Genomic DNA, 20571 nt, shown 5'->3' on the forward strand with positions numbered 1-20571 from the left:
TAAGCAGGTTTTCAGCAAATGGAAGATTGGAAGTTCAGTTATGAAAATTGGGTGCCGGAAGAACAGGCCCTCCGGGAAACGCTCTGCACGCTGGGAAATGGTTACTTTGCTACGCGCGGAGCCGCCGAAGAAAGTTCTGCCGATGGCATAAACTACCCGGGCACGTATTTGGCTGGCGGCTACAACCGTCTGAAATCGGATATTGCCGGCCGCACCATCGAAAACGAAGACCTGGTAAACTGGCCCAACTGGCTTCCCCTTACGTTCCGGCATCCGAAGGAAAAATGGTTCGGCCTCTCGGAAGTAACCGTGGTGTATTTTAAACAGGAAGTAGATTTGAAAACCGGCGTACTCACCCGCCAGCTCCGGTTCCGCGATAAAAGCAACCGGGAAACCTCCTTAACCAGCCGCCGCTTCGTTAGCATGGACCAGCCTCACCTGGCTGCCATGCTTTGGGAACTCACCCCCGAAAACTGGTCCGGCCCCATCGAGATCCGTTCTGCGCTGGATGGCAATATCTGCAACCTGGGGGTGGCAAGGTACCGGCAGTTAAGTAATTGTCATTTAAATATTACCGAAACCGGCGAGGCCGAAAACCATAATTTTATTTACCTGGTGGCGGAAACAAACCAGTCGCGGGTGCGCATGGCCATGGCTGCCCGCACCCGGATCTCAGGTTCCTTACCTACCGATTGTTCGGAATATGTCTATAAGAAACGAAAAGGCTTTATTGCCCAGCATGCCATTGTAAATTGCGAAAAGCAACAATCGATCCGGGTAGAGAAAGTGGTGGCGGTTTACACCTCCCGCGATTTGGCTATTTCGGAACCCGCGCTGGAAGCAAAAAACAGCGTGGAACGGGCAGCCGGTTTTTCGGAGCTGCTGGAAGAACACAGCCGGGTATGGGGCCTGCTATGGAAGCGGTGCGATGTAATTGTTTCGAGCACTGAACGCACCCAGCAGGTTTTGCGGCTGCATATTTTTCACCTGCTGCAAACGGTTTCCGTGCATTCAGCGGGGATGGATGTGGGTTTGCCGGCGCGAGGCTGGCACGGGGAAGCGTACCGGGGCCACATTTTCTGGGACGAACTTTTCATCTTTTCCTTTCTGAACTTTCGGATCCCGGAATTAACCCGCGACCTGCTCATGTACCGCTACCGCCGTTTGCCTGAAGCCCGGCTGGCAGCCCGGGAAGCCGGCTACCGGGGAGCCATGTTCCCGTGGCAAAGCGGCAGCAACGGCCGGGAAGAAAGCCAGATCATTCACATGAACCCAAAATCAGGCCGGTGGATCCCGGATAATACGTTCCGGCAAAGACATATAAATGCGGCAGTTGCTTATAACGTATGGCAATATTACCAAACCACCAACAACGTAACTTTTCTGAGCTGGTACGGGGCTGAAATTGTCTTTGAAATTGCCCTTTTCTGGTCGAGCCTTACCACCTGGAGCGAAGAAAAACAGCGTTTCGAAATAAAAGGCGTAGTCGGCCCCGACGAATATCATACCCAATACCCCGGCACAGATTCCACCGGGCTGAACAATAACGCCTATACCAACCTGATGGCCGTTTGGGTGTTGCAATTTGCCCTGAAGTTGCCCGACCTGATCCACTACGAGCGCATAGAGGAATTGTACGCCAAGCTGCATATTTCCGAACCCGAAGTACAGCGCTGGCGGGATATCTGCAAGTTGATGTTTATTCCGTTCCTGGATCCCGTTGGACCCGTAATCAGCCAGTTCGAAGGCTACGAAAAACTGCAGGAGCTGGACTGGAATAAATACCGGAAAACGGAAGACGACATGTTGCGCCTGGACCGGATCCTGGAAAGCGAAGGCGACGATGTGAACCGGTACAAGGCCAGCAAGCAAGCCGATGTGCTTATGCTGTTCTACCTTTTCTCCACCGAAAAACTGATCGAATTATTCAGCATGCTGGGCTACCGGTTCACGCCGGAATGCATTGCCGAGAACATTGCCTATTACGAACCCCGCACGAGTCATGGTTCAACCCTGAGTACTATTGTACATGCCTGGGTACTGGCCCGTTCGGACCGGAAAAGAAGTTGGGGCGATTTCCAGACCGCGCTTTTAAGCGATGTAGAGGATATTCAGGGGGGCACCACGCCGGAAGGAATTCACCTGGGTGCCATGGCGGGTTCGGTAGATCTGGTACAGCGCTGTTTTACCGGCCTGGTAATTTATAACGATGAACTGCTGCTGAACCCGGTACTTCCCGATAAGATCTATTACATGGAGCTCCGGCTCAAATACCGGGAACACTGGTTTTCGCTCCGCATTACCCAGGAAAAGCTGGTGCTTGCCGCCGACAAGGAATGGACCGATGAAATTGCGATCAATATCCGGGGAACCGTAACCCGCTTCAAAGCCGGCGAGGTGCATGAGTTTCCTTTGAAGCAAAGCTGAATTGTAGAGAATAGGGTAGGTGCCTGATGAGGAAAGGGCCGTTACCATGGTGCAGGGAAATGAAATTTGGGGTAATGCTGCGTGTAGAAGGAAAACGCCAGGGATTCAAATGAAAAAGGGAGACCTATTACTTTTTTCGCACTGCCCTGGAACTTTACTGCTGTTGCATAACTTCACTACGGTTACATAAAAAAGAGGAGCCTGCCAGTTAATAGCAGGTTCCTCTTTTTTTTAAGACGTTCAATAGCTATCATTAAACATCCTGATTCTCAAAAACTACTGGATCAGTAACTTTTGCTTTTGTATGCCGCCCTTAGAATGGATAATCACAAAGTATAAGCCGGACTTAAGATGTGGGAGGTCTATCCGGGTTTCTGTTCCGCCGGAAATTTCACGGGTCTGGTAAACAGTTTTGCCTTGAACATCTGTAACGGAAATGCTGCTACCGGTCTTCAGGTTTTTTATCCGGAAATTGCCATGGTTAGGGTTCGGATAAATGGAAGCGGTTTCCTGCTGAAGAACCTCATTCAGGCCCGTAATATTGCTGTTCAGAGCCCGGTACCATACTGAGCGGCCGTCGTTGTTGTAAAGGCTGCCGGTTCCGGCAAAAAGGTGGTTGTTGCGTACCAGTAAGCTGCGCAAACCAATATTAGTTGGCAGGCCCTGGTTGAACTGGTTCCAGGTTGCGCCGCTATCGGTGCTTAAGTAAATGGTGGCCTGGTAGCTGGAAGAGGAATAATCGGTGGAGGCAAACAGGCTGTCGCCATAACCGGTGATGCTGGTGATCCAGGTGGGTTGCGGAATGCCGTTGTTGATTGCGGTCCAGGAGGTGGCAGTTTTTAACCGCCGGTACATACCGTTGTTCCGGGTGCCTAAGTACACATAATTGCCTAAGGTGTAGAAACTTGTGCCATGGGTGCTGGCGGAAATGCTGCCGGTGCTGCTCCAGGTGTTGCCCTGATCGCTGCTCTGGTAAGTATAGGTGCCGGCTGCTGCATAAATATTGTTCCCATCCGAATAAATGGCGCGCCCCAAAGGATTTACCGATGAGCCAGAGGCCTGTACCCAGGTTTGGCCCAGGTCGCTGCTTTTAAAGATCGCATTGTTTTCGCTGATCAGGAACAAATTATTGCCGATCTGGGTAAAAGCTGCCGCATCAGAATTTATGGAATTGGTAAGGCTTACGTTGGCCCAGCTTTGGCCGTTGTTGGTGCTGCGGTACAGGGTGCGGTTATTGCCACCTACCAGTACTAACTGGTCGGTAGCCAGTATGGCTTTTACCTGTATAGTTGCCACGCCGTTGTTAATGGCTTCCCAGGTTTGGCCGTTATCCGGGCTGCGGTACAGGTTTTGCGTGCCGCCGGTGCCCCGGTCTGCCAGGCCGGCAAAAATAAAGGCGCTGTTGGCTACCAGGGCGTCTACAAAACCATTGGTTATGCCTTGGTTTTGTAAGTTCCAGGTAGCGCCGCTGTCCGTACTTTTATAAAGCCCGCGGGCCGTAGAGGCATACAGGTCCGTGCCATCGGAATAAAATTTCCTTACGCCGTCGCCGTGCCGCATGCCGGTGCTGGAAACCGCCCACGACTGGCCGCCATTGGTACTTACATAAACCGGTTGGGAGTGGCCCATAAGCCCGGCCAGTAATACCTGACCGTGCTGGATCACGTGCTCTACCGAGAACAGGCCCGGAGCAGGCAGGCCGGAATTAGCAGCCACAAAGGAACTACCATTATTGTTGCTTACAAATAGCCCCTGGTTGTTCATGCCGGCAAATAACTGGTTGCCTACCGAGCTTAAGGAATTCACGTTCGATTGATTCGGCAGGCCAAGGCTGGTGAGCAGGTGCGCGGTCCAGGTTTGCCCATTGTCGGCGGATCGGAGCAGGGTATTGTTGCCATCGGCAAAAACATAACTTCCGTGGGTAGCAATAGTGGTGATCAGGTTGCCGACCACTCCATGGCCTACCCGGGTCCAGGTGGCGCCCTGGTCATTGCTCAGCTTTATGCCATCCATATCGGTTGCGGCAAAAAGCGTAGTGCTGTTCTGGGTAAGCTCATTTATGGTAGACATGCCGGTAATGGGCTGTACCCAGGTCTGGCCGCCATCTGTGCTCCGGAAAATACCGTTGTACGACCCGCTTACCAGGGCTTGAGAGGTAGAAAGGAGCGAGTAAAGGCCCCGGTGCGGAATTCCCTGACTGGCGAACTCCCAGACAGCACCCTGGTTGTTGCTTTTGTAAATGCCGCCCTGGGTGCCCAGAAATAAAGCGTTCCGGTGCGGTACCAAATCGGCCACCATGTTGGCGCCGGGGCCGGAAGTTTTCTGCCACTGGGCTTTCGCGGCTCCGGGAAAGAAGGTTGCTGCAAGCATGGTGGCTGCCGCCATTGCTTTAACAGCGAAATAGTTTTTTCTCATAGGTTTGGGTTTTGTTGTAATAAGTTCAAATTCGAACGAAAGCTACCAGACTGCGGTCGGGTAAAAAAGTAGAATGTTACCGGGCTGGAAAACTTGCTGCTGAAGCGGAAATTTCAGACCCTGAACCGGAAAGCAGGTTAAACCCAAAACGGTAGGACGGGCACAAAAAAAAGGTAAACCGTTGCGGGCTTACCTTTTCATATTGGTATTCTGAATGCTAGGCTTCTGCACATGTGGGTTCACTAAGTTTGGGTTGCATGGTAAACTGGCGCAGGCTTTCCTTTTCCGAATTATAGAAGGCCTGGTATTCTGCTTCGCTTAATTCTTCCTGCAAAGCGAGGTAAAACCCGGTCAGCTTCGGAAAGAGGTGACTTCGCTCCAGCCGCTCCTCCACGCTGTTCAGGTTAAAATCATAAAAACTTTTTTGTGTTTTCATTCGGTTTCCTGTTTTTAAGTTAATATTATGCCGAATGGTAAGATACTATAAATTAGCAAATTAGGTTGTTCGAATAGGCGTGAATTTAATTTTTTTAACTCTGAATTTTCTTTCTCTTACTCAAAATCCATGTTCTGATGCAGGCAACTCCCGGGAGATAAAATTTAAAAGAATGCCCGCCTGAATCCCGGTAGGGCGCTTTTCGACAGAAACCAAAGGCTTTTTACGAAACTGGAATTGGAAGCATACCCAATAAACATAAATCAGAATATAGCGTATTACGCATTTATTCGGACAGAATTTATTTTTTATGTCTGAGTCTGAATAGTTTAAGTTTTTAAATCGAACCGAGGCTTGCCTCTTAAAAAAAAGAACTGAATCATGAAACATGCTTACTCGTTCAAATCTGTTTTATTAGGCCTTGCCGCCGCCTGTACCCTGGTTGCCTGCGACCAGACGCCCAAAGGCGATAAAGCAACTATTACCGAAAAGCAGGAAGCTGAAAAAGCTACCGGGCAAACCTTTGTGGTAGATACCGCCGCCTCAACGGTGCGTTTTATCGGGCACGGCGTCGGGAAGAACCACCCCGGCAAATTCAAGCTATCTTCGGGCACCGTAGCCGTTGCGAATAATCATATTACCGGTGGCACTTTTGTGATCAATATTAAATCGATGAACCTGGAAGATAAAGGGGAGATGTTCGATAAAAAGCTGCACCCGCACTTAATGAGCGGCGATTTCTTTGATGCCGATAAATTTGCAACCGCCAAGTTCGAGATCACCAAAGTGGAACCGTATAAACCTAACGATAAAGATACCTCGCTGGTAGAAGGGGCCAACTTTAACGTAAGCGGCAACCTGACCCTGAAAAACGAAACCAAGAATGTTACCTTCCCGGCCCGCATTGAACTGGATGACAATACCATGAAAGCAAAAGCCGATTTTGATATTGACCGCCGCCAATGGCAGATGAATTACGGCAACGATAAAACGCTGGGCGATCAGTTCATTTCCGAAACCGTGAACATCGAGCTCGACCTGCATGCCAAAAAACAATGATCTGTGCTTAAGCTATAACAGTTCTTCCTGCAAAAACGCTATTGTTTTGGTTAAAAAACTGCCTTAAGCGCTTATGGACACCATGTAAAAAGCCACCTAATCAGGTGGCTTTTTGCTTTTACGTAGGTATATTTTAAACTAACGTCAGTATTTAAAATGGGCTGGATCCCGGAAATGAAAACTTAAGCTTTTTGTAAATTTTAACTTAAGTAGCAGGATTAAAATTGCTGCCATGTTTGAAAGGAGCCCGGTTATGTAAATTTCCGAATCGTAGTTCTTTACAAGTTTTTTGGTCTTGATACTAATATCCAGATACCAACGTCCTTTTACTTGGCAGCTCTTATTAACAATTCTTTTGGAAAAGCAAACTAAAACCACGTGTGATTTTAAACCTTTGTTACCCCGATTTTATAATGGTAACTTGCGGGTTCAAGAATACGGTTAGTTCAAAAGAGTAAGCATTGAAGTCAGAAAGCAGGAAAAACCCGGAAAGCAGCACGTTCGATTTTTGTGTATTGATTCCCTGCTACAACAATATACCAGGCCTGGTGCAAACGTTGCAAAGCATAACCTACCATGCCGGGCAGTTTTGCGTGCTGGTGGTGGACGATGGCAGCGATGTTCCGGTACAGGTCGAAAATTTATTTTCAGGGTCAGGCAACGGTTTCCCGGTTTTTACAGTCCTGTTGGAAAAGAACTATGGAATTACTTATGCTTTGAATACGGGCTTGCAGTGGATCGAGGATAATTTAAGGGTAAAATACATTGCCCGGTTAGATTGCGGCGATCTGGCCCAACCGGACAGGTTTTATAAACAGGTAAGTTATCTGGAAAAAAATCCGGAAACGGGTTTGGTTGGTAGCTGGTGTTTTTTCAGGGAACCGCAAACCGGTTTTCAGTATTCCTACACTACTCCTTCAGGGCACCCGGAAATTAAAAAGGAAATGTATTTTCGAAATGTTTTCATTCATCCTACGGTCATGTTCCGTAGCGCCTTACTGAAAATAGTTGGCTATTACCCAACCGCTTACCCGCACGTGGAAGATTACGCGTTCTTCTGGCAAATGCTCCGGCATACCCAAACGGCCGTGTTAGAGGACTTTTTAGTAACCTGTGAAATAAATCCGCAGGGCATTTCCATAAAGAACCGCCAGGCGCAGTTAAGCGGAAGAAGTAAGGTGATTGAGGACTTTGGGGAAAACCGGCTCCTGAAAGGAGCGGGGCAGTTAAAATTGGTTATGCTAAAGTTAATGCCCTATAAGTTATTGCTGAAATTGAAACCGAATAAAAAACGGTCTCTTTCCTGAGCCGGAGAATATAATCCTGCAGGGAAAATGAATTGTCAAATACTGCTAATGGCAGAGCGTTTATAAAGGCGATTATGCTGCATGTTAGGGGATGAATAATGATTTATAACTAACATTTAACGGTATTATTTTTATTAAGAAAATAGAAGCCTTGTCAGAACATAATTTAAACAATATTAAAAACATTATTATCTTTGCAAAGCCAATGCCCATTATTTCTCTCGCCTAATGGGTTTTGGTCAAGAATTATTTAAATGAAAATAGTACACGTAGTAGAGCCTTTTGCCGCCGGAGTTGCACTTTTTGTAAAATCGCTTACAGAAACAATGCCGGAGGACCTTCATATTATTATTCACGGGGAGAGAGAACACGTGATGTCTGCTAAAGAAGTGAAGCGTACTTTTCCCAAAGGAAATGTCCGGTTTTTACGCTGGAAATCTGCTCAGCGTTCCATTAATCCCTTCAAAGATCTCCTGGCATTAAGCGAACTGCACAAAGTTTTACGCCGCCTGAAGCGGAAGAACCTGGTAGATGCCGTGCATCTGCATTCTTCCAAAAGCGGTTTTTTGGGTCGGATGGCCTGCCGGCTGGCAGGAATTAAAAACGTGATCTATACCCCTAACGGCGCGCCTTTTCTTTCCGGTAAGAATTTCCTGTTCAATTTTCTTTATAAGCAGATCGAAAAATTCGGGAATGGCATTGGCGGAAAAGTGGTTTGCTGTTCCGCATCCGAATTACAGGAATACCAGAAGTTAGGAATACAGGCATCTTTTATCAATAACGGCATTTCCCTGAAAGCCTTAGCGTCTGTAAAAAAGCCGAAAACCAAAAACGATAAATTCTGCATTATTACCAGCGGTCGGATAGAGGAGCAGAAAAACCCGGCATTGTTTAACGAGATTGCAGCTTATTTTTCCGGCTTAAACCAGTTTGAGTTTATCTGGGCCGGCGATGGCCACCAGCGCGATAAACTGACTGCTGAAAATATTAGCGTAACCGGCTGGTTAAATTCCCAGGAGGTAAGCGATCTGGTAGCCCAGGCCGATATTTATATTTCCACCTCTATGTATGAGGGACTTTCCTTCGGGGTGTTGGAAGCATTATCGCTCCGGAAACCTGTACTGCTCAGCAACTGCGTTGGTAATGCCGATGTGGTAAAAAACGGCATGAACGGCGATATCTTTTCTTCCGAAGCCGATGCCATTGTAAAACTGCTGACCTACTACAATAACCGGGAAATGATCGACGTTATGGGGCAGCACGGGCAGGATATCTGCAGCACCGAGTTCGACATGCACCGCAACTTCAAGAGCTACCAGCAATTGTACCGGAATATTCCGGCCGGTGAAATAGATGCCCCGCGCAAATCAGTAAAATAATTCCCCCATGCTTCTGAACAAACTTACTGTTACCCGCAACCCTGCGGCTATTCCGGATGAGCAAACCTCTGCCCATTACCTGGCCGCTATTAATGAATCGTTGCAGCACTTATCCTATCGCTTCGAAAAAGAACTGACCGATAAGCAATTGCAACTTGAAGCAAAGGATAAGGAAATTAAGCGCCTGCAGGCTTCTTTCCGGCAGAAAGCCTTACAGATCTCTGAGCTTCACACCGAAATAGAAAACCTGAAACATAATAACGAAGGCCACCGGCAGCTTAATACCAAACTGCTCGATGACCTGAGCCGCAAGCAGCAGGAAATTGAGTGGTATAAACGCACTTATGAAAGCCGGAGTTTACTAGGTACGCTGAAAGAGAAAATTTTTGGAAAAGGCCATTAAGGTAACATGATCCCTAAAATTATTCATTATTGTTGGTTTGGCGGGAAGGAAATACCCGAGGAATATGCCGGTTACATTGCTGAATGGAAACAGTTGCATCCCGGTTGGGAAATTATGCGGTGGGATGAAGAAAACATCGCCGCAGATTCAGCTTATCTTCAAAATGCTATTGCATTAGGTAACTGGGCTAATTGTAGTAATTATGCGCGGTTAAAGGTTTTGCAGCAATACGGCGGAATTTATTTAGACACCGATATGAAATTGCTTAAACCGCTTGATTCTTTTCTGGATAATACCTGCTTTTTAAGCTTTGAATCCGGTTCAGAAAAAGAACCTGCTTTTTTTGTGAACAATGCTGTTTCCGGAAGCGTTGCCGAGGGCGCTTTTGTAGGTAAATGTTTACAAGAGCTGGAACAAACCTTTACCGGAGACGAGGAAGCCCACCTATCGTCCCCCCATTTAGCAACCAAAGTACTTCAGGAGTTTTATGGTTTAGAGAAATACGGCGACCAGATGTTAAATGAGGTAAGGCTTTATAATTCAACTGTTTTTTTTCCCTTGCCTTTTGCCCGGGTCTACGCCCGGAATAAATATCTGGAATATTGTTCCCCGGAAACCGTTGGTGTGCATATGTGGGCCCGTACCTGGTTGAGCCGGGAAACCATGCTGGCTGCTATTGACGAGTTGCAAAGCTGGTCGCAGGATCTGGTTACATACATAGAAGACCTGAAAATAGAAAATAACTGGTTAAAAGGAAACCTTCAGGTGGAACAGGAAAAAGTTAAGCGGCAGGAAGCGCTGAATGAAAAGCTAAAAACCAGACTGAAGAATCTCAAAAAGAAGGTGGAGGAAAAAGAAAGTATTTATCAGCGCCAATTAAACGAATTGAACCAGAAAATTTTTGTCACCGATCAGGCAGCTTCTAAACTAAATGGTTCAAACAGGTAAGCCTGAATATTAAGGGAAAAGCAATTTTAAGAAAGTATTACGAATGAAATATTGGATCATAACTACTGAATTCCCGCCATTTCATGGAGGAGGTATCAGTACTTATAATTTGCATACCGGTTTAATGTTGGTTGAAAAAGGGCACCAGGTAACGGTATTTGTCCCTGACAACGGCATAGAGAACGAGCTGCAACAGACAACTTACGAAGGAATAAATGTAATTCGGTTCAAGCCCGGCAATAAGGAATATTTTAACTATCTGGGGTATACCGCGGCACTAAGTTTTCAGTTTGCCGATTGTGTGCTGAGCGAAATAGAAAAAGCAGGCAAACCGGATTATATTGAAACCCAGGATTATCATGGTATTGGGTATTACCTTATTTTAAAAAAGAAGCTTGGTGAAGAAAGCCTGCAGCAAATCCCCATCGTTTTAACGGCGCATGCTCCTTCGTTTTTCTACCTGAAATGCAACCAGGCGCCCGTATTTATGTTGCCGGATTACTGGACCGGCGAAATGGAAAAATGGACGATGCAGGCCGCAGATATTTTATTATCGCCCAGCCAGTACTTGTTAGATAATGTAGCCGACGATTTAAATGGTATTCATAAAAAGTATCACGTTGTCCGCAACCCGTACAAGAACCTGATCGATAAGGCGGGTGCCAAGACTTTCGGCCGGGAAGATATTGTTTTCTTTGGTAAGCTAACTTTCCAGAAAGGCGGACTTCAGTTGCTCTCTTTCATGCGGAATTTATGGGACGAAGGCTGCGAAAAGAAAATCAGTTTTATCGGCGACGATCACTATTTCGAGCCAAAGCAAACCATGATGAAGGAGTTTCTGATCAAGAAATTCCAGCAGTATTATAAGAAAGGCTTATTTACATTTGAAGGGAAACTGAACTTAGAAGAACTGGATCTGCGCCTTGCCAAAGCTTCCCTTATTATTGTGCCTAGCATTGTAGACAATTTCCCATATGCGGTAGTTGAGAGCATGCTTACGAAAAACGTACTTTTAATTTCCGACGGCGGCGGCCAGCGGGAAATGGTAGAAGACGGAAAATCGGGCTTTGTTTACCAGTGTGGAAATTACGAAAGCTTTAAAGTGAAATTTCTGGAAGCTACAGCGCTAACGAAGGAAACTTCCTTTGAAATGGGCCAGGAAGCAAACCGGAGAATTGCCTCACTTTGTAATTACGATGCAGTTTATGCCCATAAAAACAGCGTTCTAAAAGCGTATTCCGAAACCCGACAAACCCCGTATTTCCCATTTGTGTACGAGTTGCCCAAAAGTGAATACTGGCAGAAAGGTAAGGTAGAGCAAGGTAAGCTTTCTATAGTTGTGCCTTATTACAATACCGGAGATTATATTGCCGAAACCATTCAGAATATTTATGAAACGGCTTATCTGAACAAGGAGGTTATTGTAGTAAATGATGGCAGTGACGATGAAGAAAGTATTACAGTTTTAGATGAGTTGCAAAAACGCTATGGTTTTACGGTTATAAATCAGAAAAACATGGGTCTGGCAGAGGCCCGGAATACTGGTGTCCGTAATGCGGCCGGCGAGTTTATTGCCTTTTTGGATGCTGATGATAAATTACATCCGGAATTCTATTCCAGGAGCATTAAAATACTAAAGCAATACGCGAACTTAAGTTTTGTTTCGAGCTGGGTGCAGTATTTCGACAGCAGCCAGGGCATTTGGCCGGCACAGAATCCGGAACCTCCTTATCTGCTCCTTGCCAACATGGTTAACGCCGGTTTCCTTTGCCGGAAAATGGATTATCTGAATTTTGGGCTGAATGACCATGCCTTTGAGTATGGCATGGAAGACTACGATGCTAATTTATCTTTAATGGAGCATGGTTGCCGCGGCGTGATAATTCCGGAACCATTGTATTACTACCGGATCCATGCGGCTTCCATGGCCAGAGGGTTTAATAAGTTCAACCGCCTGTATTCTTATAGAACGCTATCGGCTAAGCATAAAAAACTGCTGGAGAAGTTTGCCTACCAAACCTACAACTTATTGCAGGCAAACGGACCATCTTACCTTTACGACAACCCGACTTTAAAACCAGCCACCGATATTCAGGAATACCGCAAAAGGATTGAGGATCTGGAGATTGCCATTGGCTGGTACGACCGCACCTTAAAATACAAGGAACAATTACTGGAAAATTACGAAACAAACGGGGGAGCACCGGAGCCTGTTAATAATGAACCTGTTTTATTAGTGGAGGAGCTAAGCGCCAGAGAGCTGGTTTCAAACCTTAATAAGAATTATGATGAACTAAAGTCCTGGTATCATAAGGAATACGAAGTTCTACCGATCTGGTACAAACGGGTGGGTCATTTAATTAAAGCATTTCAAGGCAAACGTTCATTCAAATCCCTGATTAAGAAGTAACCAAATTAGAATGAAGTACTGGCTTTTAACAACTGAATTTCCTCCGTTCTATGGCGGCGGTATAAGTACCTACTGCAAATACACGGCTGAAATGTTCCAAAAGCAGGGGCATGAGGTTACCGTATTTGTGCAGGATTATACCGTGCAGCACGTTGCGGAAACGCTGGTTAATGGCGTGCGGGTAATCCGGTTTTTGCCGCGACAAACCAAAGCAAATGAATTCTTCGGGTACAATGCCGCCCTGAGCTACGAATTTGCTGAAATCGTAAAGCAGTACATATTAAAAGAGGGCCAGCCCGATGTAATAGAAGCCCAGGAATATACCGGAATTGCTTATTACCTGCAGCATTTTAAACTCCTGGGCTACCCCGAATTCAAGGATCTTACCATCCTGATCACCTGCCACGCCCCTGAATTTTTGTACCTGGAATATAACCACGTGCCGGTTTATAAATTTCCGGTTTACTGGATCGCCCAGATGGAGAAGTTCAGCATCCGGGCAGCGGATATTCTGGTAGCGCCGAGCCGGTACATTATGGCTGAAACCAGCAAACGGATGCATTGGGAAGGGGTGAATGAATTTTACCTGCCTAACCCAATCGAGTCGCCGGCCTTACAATTAGAAAAAATTCCTGAATTTGAGGGATTTAGGATTGTTTGTTTCGGGAAACTGGCAGCCCTTAAAGGTACACTCAAACTACTTCAGTATTTCGATGAATTATGGAAGGAAGGTTTTAAGCATCCTTTGCATATTGTAGGCGGTACCCAGCTTATGTTTCACCCGGAAGGAGTAACCATGGGTGATCTGGTAGCCCAAAAATATAAGAAGTATCTGGAAGCAGGTTTGTTGAAACTGCACGGAGAAATGCCACCCGCAAATGCTAAGGATTTTCTTAAAAAAGCGCACGTGGTATTGGTGCCGAGCCTGGTAGATAATTTGCCATATACGGTGCTCGAAGCCATGAGCCTGGGAAAGGTGGTGCTGGCATCGAAACAAGGCGGTCAAAGTGAAGTGATCACCAACGGAGAGGACGGCTTCCTGTTCGACCATAATATTCCCGGAGATTTTAAAAAGAAGCTATCCGAAATTCTTAACCTTTCTTCGGAGGAAGTAAAGCAAATCGGTGCCCGGGCTAGTCAGACGATCCGCAAAAATTATCACCCGGAAGCTATTTATCCGCAGAAGATGAAACTCATTGAAGGGTTTCTGGCTGATAAAAAAAAGAAGGCCATTTTCCCGTTCGTCGAACCGATCAAAGTAAAACCTTTCTCTGTGCCGGTTGCTCAGGCGGAAAATGAAATGCTGTCGGTAGTGATTCCCTTTTACAATATGGGGGCTTACATAGAGGATTGTGTACGGTCGGTGCTGGCATCGGAATACGAACCGAAAGAAGTGCTGATCGTTGACGATGGCAGTACGGAACAAAGCAGCATCGATAAACTTGCCGCAATAGAAGAAAAATATCCGGTTACGGTTTTCAGGAAAAAGAATGAAGGCTTATCGCTAACCCGCAACTATGGCGCTTCCAGAGCCAAAGGCGGTTTTATGGCTTTTCTCGATGCGGACGATACCGTAGAACCAAGCTATTACAGCAAAGCCATTAACGTGTTAAACCGTTATGAAAATGTGCATTTTGTAGGTTGCTGGGTTAACTACTTCGAAGGAGCAAATGCCATCTGGCCGGCTTTAACTCCGGAGCCGCCTTATCTGCTTTTTCATAATATGGTAAACAGTAGCGCTTTGGTATATAAAACTGCCTCGTTCCTGAGCAAAGGCCAAAACGATCCGGAATTGATTTACGGCATGGAAGATTGGGACAGCGTAATTGGGATGGTAGCGAATGGCTTAGGCGGGGTGGTGTTGCCGGAGGTGCTGTACAATTACCGGGTGCGGAAAAACTCCATGGCCAGGGCTTTTACGAAAGTCAAAAAATTGTATTTGCACAAATACATAACCGAAAAGCACGCAGATTTCTACAAACAGTATGCGGTAGAACTTACCCACTTGTATAACAGCAACGGCAGCGGGCTGGACCTCGACAACCCAACGATTGAGCCACCTTCAGGGATCTTATCGGCTTTGCCAAACGCCATGAAAGAGCGGATCGTTTCCCGGATAAAGCGCAATAAGCTGTTGCGGTCCGTTGCCTATAAAATCTATAAAAAAATTAATTAAGCATACATGATTAACCAGATTACCTTACCCAAAGCTTTTTATTCTAACAAACTCGAACGCTTGTGGCTGCTTGCAAAGATCGAATTTAAGCTTCGGTATTACGAAAACAACTTAGGCTTGCTGTGGGCGCTCTTAAAGCCACTCATGGATGTGGCCATTTATTACATCGTGTTCAAAACGATCTTAAAAACCGATCTCGAAGCTTTTGCCTCTTACCTTTTTGTTGGTTTAATTTTATGGAATTTCTTTCTGGAAAGCACTGCCGGAACCATCCAGATCTTACAGACCAAAAAATACCTGTACGAATACAGCAACATGAACAAGCTGGAGATCTACATCTCCACGCTGCTGAGCAATTCCATCGGGTTCTTTTTTAACCTTGTAATGTTCATCCTGTTCTTTAACTTCGTAGAGGCAGATTCTTACGGCTTAAGCGCTTTAAATCTCTGGATCATTCCCATCTTTATAAACCTGTTTATCTTATCGCTGGGCTTATCGTTTATCCTTTCAAGCATTTATATTTTTGCGAAAGATATTACCCAGATCTGGCAGGTATTCACTTCAGGCTTATTCTTTTTATCTCCGATCTTTTACAAATTTTCTTTATTCACCGAAGCGCTGCCAAATTTCGAATACATAAACCCGGTAGCCGGCATTATTATAAACGCCCGTAATGTGCTCATGTACCAGCAGCTTCCAAACATGGAGCTTTTCATCTTCGATTTTGGGTACGCCTTTTTTGTTTTGTTTTTAGGGCTTATTATGTTGAACAAATTAGGAGCGAAAGCTGCGGAAAAACTTTAATTAACGATGGAAAAGGAGATAGCAATTAAAGCCCGGAATATCAGCAAAACGTTTCATATTTCGGAAGACAGTCATAATACGGTAAAGCACCGCTTATTCAACTTGTTTAACCCGCCGCGCAGCCGCGAAGTCCCGGCCCTGAAAAGCCTTTCGCTGGAAATTAAAAAGGGCGAGTGCATTGGTTTGCTGGGCCGGAACGGTTCCGGAAAATCGACCCTGGTGAAACTGCTGGCCGGTGTTTACCCCACCGATAGCGGGTACGTAAACATTAAAGGTTCTACCATGCTCATGAACCTGGGCGTGGGCATGAGCCACGAGCTTACCGCACGCGAAAATATTTACGTTTCCGGTTCTGTTTTAGGTTTGAAGATAAAAGAAGTAGATGCCCTGTTCGATAAGATCGTTTCGTTCGCCGAACTGGAAGAATTCATCGATACCAAAATCAAATTCTTTTCTTCGGGCATGGTGGCACGCCTTGGTTTTTCGATTGCCGTAAATGCGGGCGCCGACGTCATGTTCCTGGACGAGATCTTTGCCGTAGGGGATGCCAAGTTTCAGGAAAAGGCGGTAAAGGTTTTTGAAAGTTCCTGGATCGAAGGGCGCACGGTAATTCTGGTAAGCCACTCCATGGAAACGATCCGGCAGTATTGCCACCGGGCCGCTTACATGAAAAAAGGAGAACTGAAATATTTCGGCGACACCGGCACGGCAATTGATATGTACCTGGCCGATAACCAGTAAACCGGAAAAAAAATGACCCATAAAAAGGGGCTGTCTCAAAAGTCGAGGCAGCCCCTTTTTTTATGAGTTCCGCCAACACAATTTCACAGTGTTTAGGCTGCCTTACCGGGGAAAGGATAAAGTGCTCAGGAAATCAGAAATAGGTTTCCAATATAAAATTCTATCCTTTGCCAATTTGAAATGCTAGTGCTCGACCAAATTAATTATTAGAATTTGCTTGACGGGATTTGTAATCCCGTCTTAACCGAGCTGTGGGATTTGTAATCCCACCTTCTAAAAATTAAATTGGAAATGCACTAAGCTTTCTCCTAAAATACACCTGTCATGGTGCCTGTCCCGGGGCATCTCGGGGAGCGGCAGCGAAGGACCTTGGTGACTATCAGCAGAAAAGCCAGAAATAACAGTTTTGCTTCTTCACGACGATTTGTTTCAGAGCCACGCTCGCCAGTTTCGCACTTCCGTGCTCACTTGTGCTCAACATGACATTATTATTTAAAAGAAAACTTCTAAGCAATTTGTTCCACGCCAGGTTCCTTTTGAATAACCCGGTCTGGCCTCATTTGTGGCCCAATGTGCTTTCCAGAGCCGGATAATAGAAACGGTACAAAAAAGCCCAAAGCCATAGCCCCGAAAGTGCGGCTGAGGTACACTTCGGTAACCAGTGCGATACCAAAAGAAAGTAGCATAAGGGCAGTTAAGTAATCCTGCTGTTTCAGGGCAAATGCCAGGGGCATCAGAAGCCAGCCGGTAACGAAAAGTAACAATCCTGTTAAGCCTAAGCTGAAAAGGATATCCAGGTAAGTGCTGTGTACATTCTTGTCGGTTTTAATGGCGAAATGAAAATTCTTTTCCTGGTATTTCTTTAGCAGATGCGCTTCCTTGTCGCCCAAGTGCACTCCGGTAAGCGGGTTTGCGGTAAAAATTTCCCAGCCGCAGGTCCAGGCGGCCAGCCGGAAATTGGCGCCGTTCCATTGCGTGGAATCGATCTGCACGTTAAAATGACTTTCTGCCCCCTGATTTTCGAACTGAAACTGGCTGTAACCAAGCTCTTTGTAACGGTTTAAAGTGTTGGGGAAGAACTTTGCGATCAGGAAACTGCCAATGAGCAAACCCATTACCAGGGCCATTCCTTCCAGCAGTTTTTTCCGGCTGAAAATGTAATAGAAACTGAAGCCGAAGGTGGCGGTTAGTAAAACGGCCAGGTTAATGCGGCTGGCAAGCAGATAGCTGAACAGGTACAAAAAAGCAATGGCCAGCACCATAATAGGTTTGTAAGAAACCTTCCGGAACACGATAAAATAAGCAAAAATAAAGATGGCAAAATTTACCGTAAGGGCAATGTAGATCGATTGGCGGCCCAGTAACTGCACCAGGTTGTCGTTGTAAAAAATATCGGAGCGGGGCTGAATGCTGAATTCGTAAATATTAAAAAGCAGGCACAGCAGACAAACAATGCTCGTAATTACGGCAAAACTGAGCAATATCCTTTCCTTTAGTAACGGCCTCAACGCAATTGATCCAACGCTTAGGGGCAAAAGCAGGAGCGGTAAATGCAGTTTTAAATAATGCAGACCCCGGCCGGTATTATCGGAGAGCAACACGCTTATTACCTCCCAGCTGAAAAAAAGCAGCATGACAGAAATGAATTTTCGGGTTTTCAGCAGCTGCACTTTTTCCCTGAAGGTGTTCCAGGTAAAACAGAATACTGTAAGCGCCCCGGTAATAATCACGTTTATGGTGGTGAGCTCCGAGAAAAATAAGGTCAGAAAGAAAAGGGAAATTAAAGCAAGAAGGATTTTTTCTTTTACAGGCATAGCATTTTTTACAGGCATCCGAAATCCGCACAATCCTGGTTTGTCCTCTACAAAGGTAGCAGTTTGATTTTAGAAGTTGTTTGCAAATTCTAAGACTTGTCCAGGGGTAGCTAAGGAAAGCGTTTCAGTCCGGATAGTAAACCCTTCTGAGTTAATAATAAATGGTAAGGTAAAAGACTATAAAACTAACAAATGAAGCTATCCGGTAGGAGGGAATTAGGAGTGGCAGGACCAGAGAGCCGTTTTTATTCTTTCCGGTTACAAGAAAGAAGCCAGAAGAATTTTTCCAATAAGAAATCTGGTTTTACCTGTGCTGGGTTTAGCTTTTCAAGATTTTCTTGTCGAGATAAGCCTTTTCAGAATATCCAGCGTAAAAACCTCAGAAGAAAAAAAACCCGATAAAATGCAGGAAAGAGAAAGAATGACCTCCATGGTCAATATAATCGAAAAAGTAAAGAAGGAGGGTTATACCGAAGACTTTATGGTAATGGAAGAAGGCGTTCTTTGCACCCTCGACCGGACCGCTTCCTTCAGCCCCGACCAGGTAAAGATCGTGGATTTCTACCGCTTCGAGCACGACACCCACCCGGATGATATGGCCATACTGTACGTAATTGAAACGGCTACCGGCTTAAAAGGAACCCTTTCCGATGCGTACGGCACGTACCACGATTCCCGGACCGAGAACTTTATGCGCCTTGTAGAAGATCTGGGCAAGAATGTAGATAAGCATACCTGAAAACCGGCCCTCGGAATGGGAATGCCGGTGAAGTTAAATTAAGTGTATCTTTACGCCTTAAATTACCTTTCGAATCCTTACCTGTTTTAATCCGATGCCCTTTTCATCCCTTGGTTTAGCCGCCCCTTTACTGAAATCAATTAAAGAACAAGGCTACCAGCAGCCTTTCCCCATTCAGGAGCAGGTTATTCCGGCAATTCTGGCCGGGAAAGATGTAATGGGTATTGCCCGCACAGGTTCCGGAAAAACCGCCGGTTTTGCGTTGCCTATCCTGCAGCAATTTCAGTTAAAACAGCAGGCCCGGAACCGCTACATTAAAGCGCTGGTGCTGGTGCCTACCCGCGAGCTTGCGCTGCAAATCGCCAACGTTTTCCGGAGCTTCAGTACCTATTTGACCAGGCCGGTAAAAACGCTGGCCGTATTTGGCGGCGTAAGCATAAACCCGCAAATGATGAACATGAGCGGGACGGAGATCCTGGTTGCCACGCCGGGCCGTCTGCTGGATCTGGTAGACAACAATGCGCTGAAACTCGATGATTTGGATGTATTGGTGCTGGACGAAGCCGATAAAATGCTGAACCTGGGTTTTGAAGAAGAAATGGACCGCATTCTGGCCCTGCTTCCAACCCGGCGACAGACCCTGCTATTTTCCGCCACCCTGGCAGACGATATTAACGGGATCCGCGAAAAAGTGCTTCGGGAACCGGTGGTTATAAATGCCGGCGAAGTGCAGGAAGAAAGTGATAACCTGGAGCAAATAAACCAGCTGGCCTACCGGGTAACCGCCGAACGCAAAGGGCCTTTCCTTCGCTACCTTATCAAACACGAAAACATGCAGCAGGTGCTGGTATTCGTATCGAGTACCCGCAATGCCGATAACCTGGTGGTAAAACTGCGAAAGAACGGCATCGAAGCCATGGCCATGCACAGCGATAAAAGCCAGGGCGCCCGGATAGAAGCCTTACGTCGCTTCAAAGCCGGCCAGGTTCCCGTACTGGTAGCCACCGATCTGGCTTCGCGGGGCATAGATGTGCAGTTTCTGCCTTTTGTAATCAACTACGACCTGCCGCGTTCCCCGAAAGATTACGTACACCGCATTGGCCGCACGGGTCGGGCAGGAGCTTCCGGCGAAGCCATTTCCCTGATCACCCCCGAAGACGAACATCATTTCAAGATCATTCAAAAGAAAATGGGCAAGCCGGTAGAGATCCGCGAAAGCGACGAGGTAAATTTGCAGGGCTGCTAAGGGTAATTGGTACAAGGTAATAAACTTAGGTAAGTCAGCCAATGCCGGAAAAGTATGCCTTAAAAGTTCCGTTGACTGAAGTCAACGGCAATGGATAGCTAATGAATTTACAAGGAAGTCTTAACCTAATAACCCTGAATCTAAGTGTAGGTTAAACCTACATTTTAATATTACAAGTGGTCAAATAATTAACCGGAGGCCATTAATACTTTGGGTGTACTTACAAACTATACCAAGGGTTGGGCAGCTCATAAGTCTAACGCTGAA

15 protein-coding genes are annotated in these 20571 nt (G+C 46.2%); 12 read left to right on the forward strand and 3 right to left on the reverse strand.

Annotated elements, in window-relative coordinates; translation table 11 throughout:
- Positions 1-18 precede the first annotated feature (18 nt).
- A complete protein-coding gene (locus tag F0P94_RS09550) occupies positions 19-2427 on the forward strand; it encodes a glycoside hydrolase family 65 protein (RefSeq protein WP_150903657.1) in 2409 nt (802 codons plus the stop codon).
- Positions 2428-2703: 276 nt separating this feature from the next.
- On the opposite strand, the gene F0P94_RS09555 is transcribed toward F0P94_RS09550, so the two are convergent.
- Positions 2704-4842: a T9SS type A sorting domain-containing protein gene (locus F0P94_RS09555; protein WP_150903658.1), complete on the reverse strand. Its 2139-nt coding sequence runs from the start codon at positions 4840-4842 to the stop codon at positions 2704-2706.
- Between the two features lie 217 nt (positions 4843-5059).
- A complete protein-coding gene (locus F0P94_RS09560; protein ID WP_150903659.1) occupies positions 5060-5278 on the reverse strand; it encodes a hypothetical protein in 219 nt (72 codons plus the stop codon).
- Between the two features lie 381 nt (positions 5279-5659).
- Between F0P94_RS09560 and F0P94_RS09565 the strand changes: the two genes are divergently transcribed.
- The 9 genes from F0P94_RS09565 to F0P94_RS09605 all read left to right on the forward strand — a co-directional run bounded on the left by F0P94_RS09565 (position 5660) and on the right by F0P94_RS09605 (position 16505).
- On the forward strand, positions 5660-6337 hold the full coding sequence (locus F0P94_RS09565; RefSeq protein ID WP_150903660.1) for a YceI family protein: 678 nt from the start codon (positions 5660-5662) through the stop codon (positions 6335-6337).
- 461 nt (positions 6338-6798) lie between these two features.
- Positions 6799-7644: a glycosyltransferase gene (locus F0P94_RS09570; RefSeq protein WP_150903661.1), complete on the forward strand. Its 846-nt coding sequence runs from the start codon at positions 6799-6801 to the stop codon at positions 7642-7644.
- A 254-nt stretch (positions 7645-7898) separates the two neighbouring features.
- Complete coding sequence (locus tag F0P94_RS09575) at positions 7899-9023, forward strand: glycosyltransferase (RefSeq protein ID WP_150903662.1); 1125 nt, start codon at positions 7899-7901, stop codon at positions 9021-9023.
- Between the two features lie 7 nt (positions 9024-9030).
- Positions 9031-9426 carry a hypothetical protein gene (locus tag F0P94_RS09580; protein ID WP_150903663.1) on the forward strand — a complete coding sequence of 132 codons (396 nt, stop codon included), beginning with the start codon at positions 9031-9033 and terminating at the stop codon, positions 9424-9426.
- Between the two features lie 6 nt (positions 9427-9432).
- Entirely contained in the window at positions 9433-10374 is a 942-nt protein-coding gene (locus tag F0P94_RS09585) for a glycosyltransferase (protein ID WP_150903664.1), read from the forward strand.
- 43 nt (positions 10375-10417) lie between these two features.
- Positions 10418-12784, forward strand: coding sequence for a glycosyltransferase (locus F0P94_RS09590; protein ID WP_150903665.1), 2367 nt, complete (start codon positions 10418-10420; stop codon positions 12782-12784).
- Between the two features lie 10 nt (positions 12785-12794).
- Positions 12795-14960: a glycosyltransferase gene (locus F0P94_RS09595; protein WP_150903666.1), complete on the forward strand. Its 2166-nt coding sequence runs from the start codon at positions 12795-12797 to the stop codon at positions 14958-14960.
- Positions 14961-14966: 6 nt separating this feature from the next.
- A complete protein-coding gene (locus F0P94_RS09600) occupies positions 14967-15764 on the forward strand; it encodes an ABC transporter permease (RefSeq protein ID WP_150903667.1) in 798 nt (265 codons plus the stop codon).
- A 6-nt stretch (positions 15765-15770) separates the two neighbouring features.
- Positions 15771-16505 carry an ABC transporter ATP-binding protein gene (locus F0P94_RS09605; RefSeq protein WP_150903668.1) on the forward strand — a complete coding sequence of 245 codons (735 nt, stop codon included), beginning with the start codon at positions 15771-15773 and terminating at the stop codon, positions 16503-16505.
- A 506-nt stretch (positions 16506-17011) separates the two neighbouring features.
- Here the strand turns inward: F0P94_RS09605 and F0P94_RS09610 are convergent.
- Positions 17012-18319, reverse strand: coding sequence for an O-antigen ligase family protein (locus tag F0P94_RS09610; protein WP_191906992.1), 1308 nt, complete (start codon positions 18317-18319; stop codon positions 17012-17014).
- Positions 18320-18722: 403 nt separating this feature from the next.
- Between F0P94_RS09610 and F0P94_RS09615 the strand changes: the two genes are divergently transcribed.
- Both F0P94_RS09615 and F0P94_RS09620 read left to right on the forward strand, forming a co-directional pair.
- Positions 18723-19058, forward strand: a complete 336-nt coding sequence (locus tag F0P94_RS09615; protein WP_150903670.1) for a hypothetical protein — start codon at positions 18723-18725, stop codon at positions 19056-19058.
- Between the two features lie 94 nt (positions 19059-19152).
- On the forward strand, positions 19153-20304 hold the full coding sequence (locus tag F0P94_RS09620) for a DEAD/DEAH box helicase (protein ID WP_150903671.1): 1152 nt from the start codon (positions 19153-19155) through the stop codon (positions 20302-20304).
- The last annotated feature ends 267 nt before the right edge of the window (positions 20305-20571 follow it).

The sequence above is a fragment of the Adhaeribacter soli genome, from assembly GCF_008727925.1.
In the GTDB taxonomy this organism is placed as follows: domain Bacteria; phylum Bacteroidota; class Bacteroidia; order Cytophagales; family Hymenobacteraceae; genus Adhaeribacter_A; species Adhaeribacter_A soli.

Excerpts from the sequence above, each read along its gene's own strand:
- F0P94_RS09610 (WP_191906992.1), bottom strand. The coding sequence starts at position 18,319 with ATGCCTGTAAAAGAAAAAATCCTTCTTGCTTTAATTTCCCTTTTCTTT.
- F0P94_RS09550 (WP_150903657.1), top strand. The coding sequence starts at position 19 with ATGGAAGATTGGAAGTTCAGTTATGAAAATTGGGTGCCGGAAGAACAG.
- F0P94_RS09575 (WP_150903662.1), top strand. The coding sequence starts at position 7,899 with ATGAAAATAGTACACGTAGTAGAGCCTTTTGCCGCCGGAGTTGCACTT.
- F0P94_RS09565 (WP_150903660.1), top strand. The coding sequence starts at position 5,660 with ATGAAACATGCTTACTCGTTCAAATCTGTTTTATTAGGCCTTGCCGCC.
- F0P94_RS09555 (WP_150903658.1), bottom strand. The coding sequence starts at position 4,842 with ATGAGAAAAAACTATTTCGCTGTTAAAGCAATGGCGGCAGCCACCATG.
- F0P94_RS09590 (WP_150903665.1), top strand. The coding sequence starts at position 10,418 with ATGAAATATTGGATCATAACTACTGAATTCCCGCCATTTCATGGAGGA.
- F0P94_RS09580 (WP_150903663.1), top strand. The coding sequence starts at position 9,031 with ATGCTTCTGAACAAACTTACTGTTACCCGCAACCCTGCGGCTATTCCG.
- F0P94_RS09585 (WP_150903664.1), top strand. The coding sequence starts at position 9,433 with ATGATCCCTAAAATTATTCATTATTGTTGGTTTGGCGGGAAGGAAATA.
- F0P94_RS09595 (WP_150903666.1), top strand. The coding sequence starts at position 12,795 with ATGAAGTACTGGCTTTTAACAACTGAATTTCCTCCGTTCTATGGCGGC.
- F0P94_RS09560 (WP_150903659.1), bottom strand. The coding sequence starts at position 5,278 with ATGAAAACACAAAAAAGTTTTTATGATTTTAACCTGAACAGCGTGGAG.
- F0P94_RS09600 (WP_150903667.1), top strand. The coding sequence starts at position 14,967 with ATGATTAACCAGATTACCTTACCCAAAGCTTTTTATTCTAACAAACTC.
- F0P94_RS09620 (WP_150903671.1), top strand. The coding sequence starts at position 19,153 with ATGCCCTTTTCATCCCTTGGTTTAGCCGCCCCTTTACTGAAATCAATT.
- F0P94_RS09605 (WP_150903668.1), top strand. The coding sequence starts at position 15,771 with ATGGAAAAGGAGATAGCAATTAAAGCCCGGAATATCAGCAAAACGTTT.
- F0P94_RS09615 (WP_150903670.1), top strand. The coding sequence starts at position 18,723 with ATGCAGGAAAGAGAAAGAATGACCTCCATGGTCAATATAATCGAAAAA.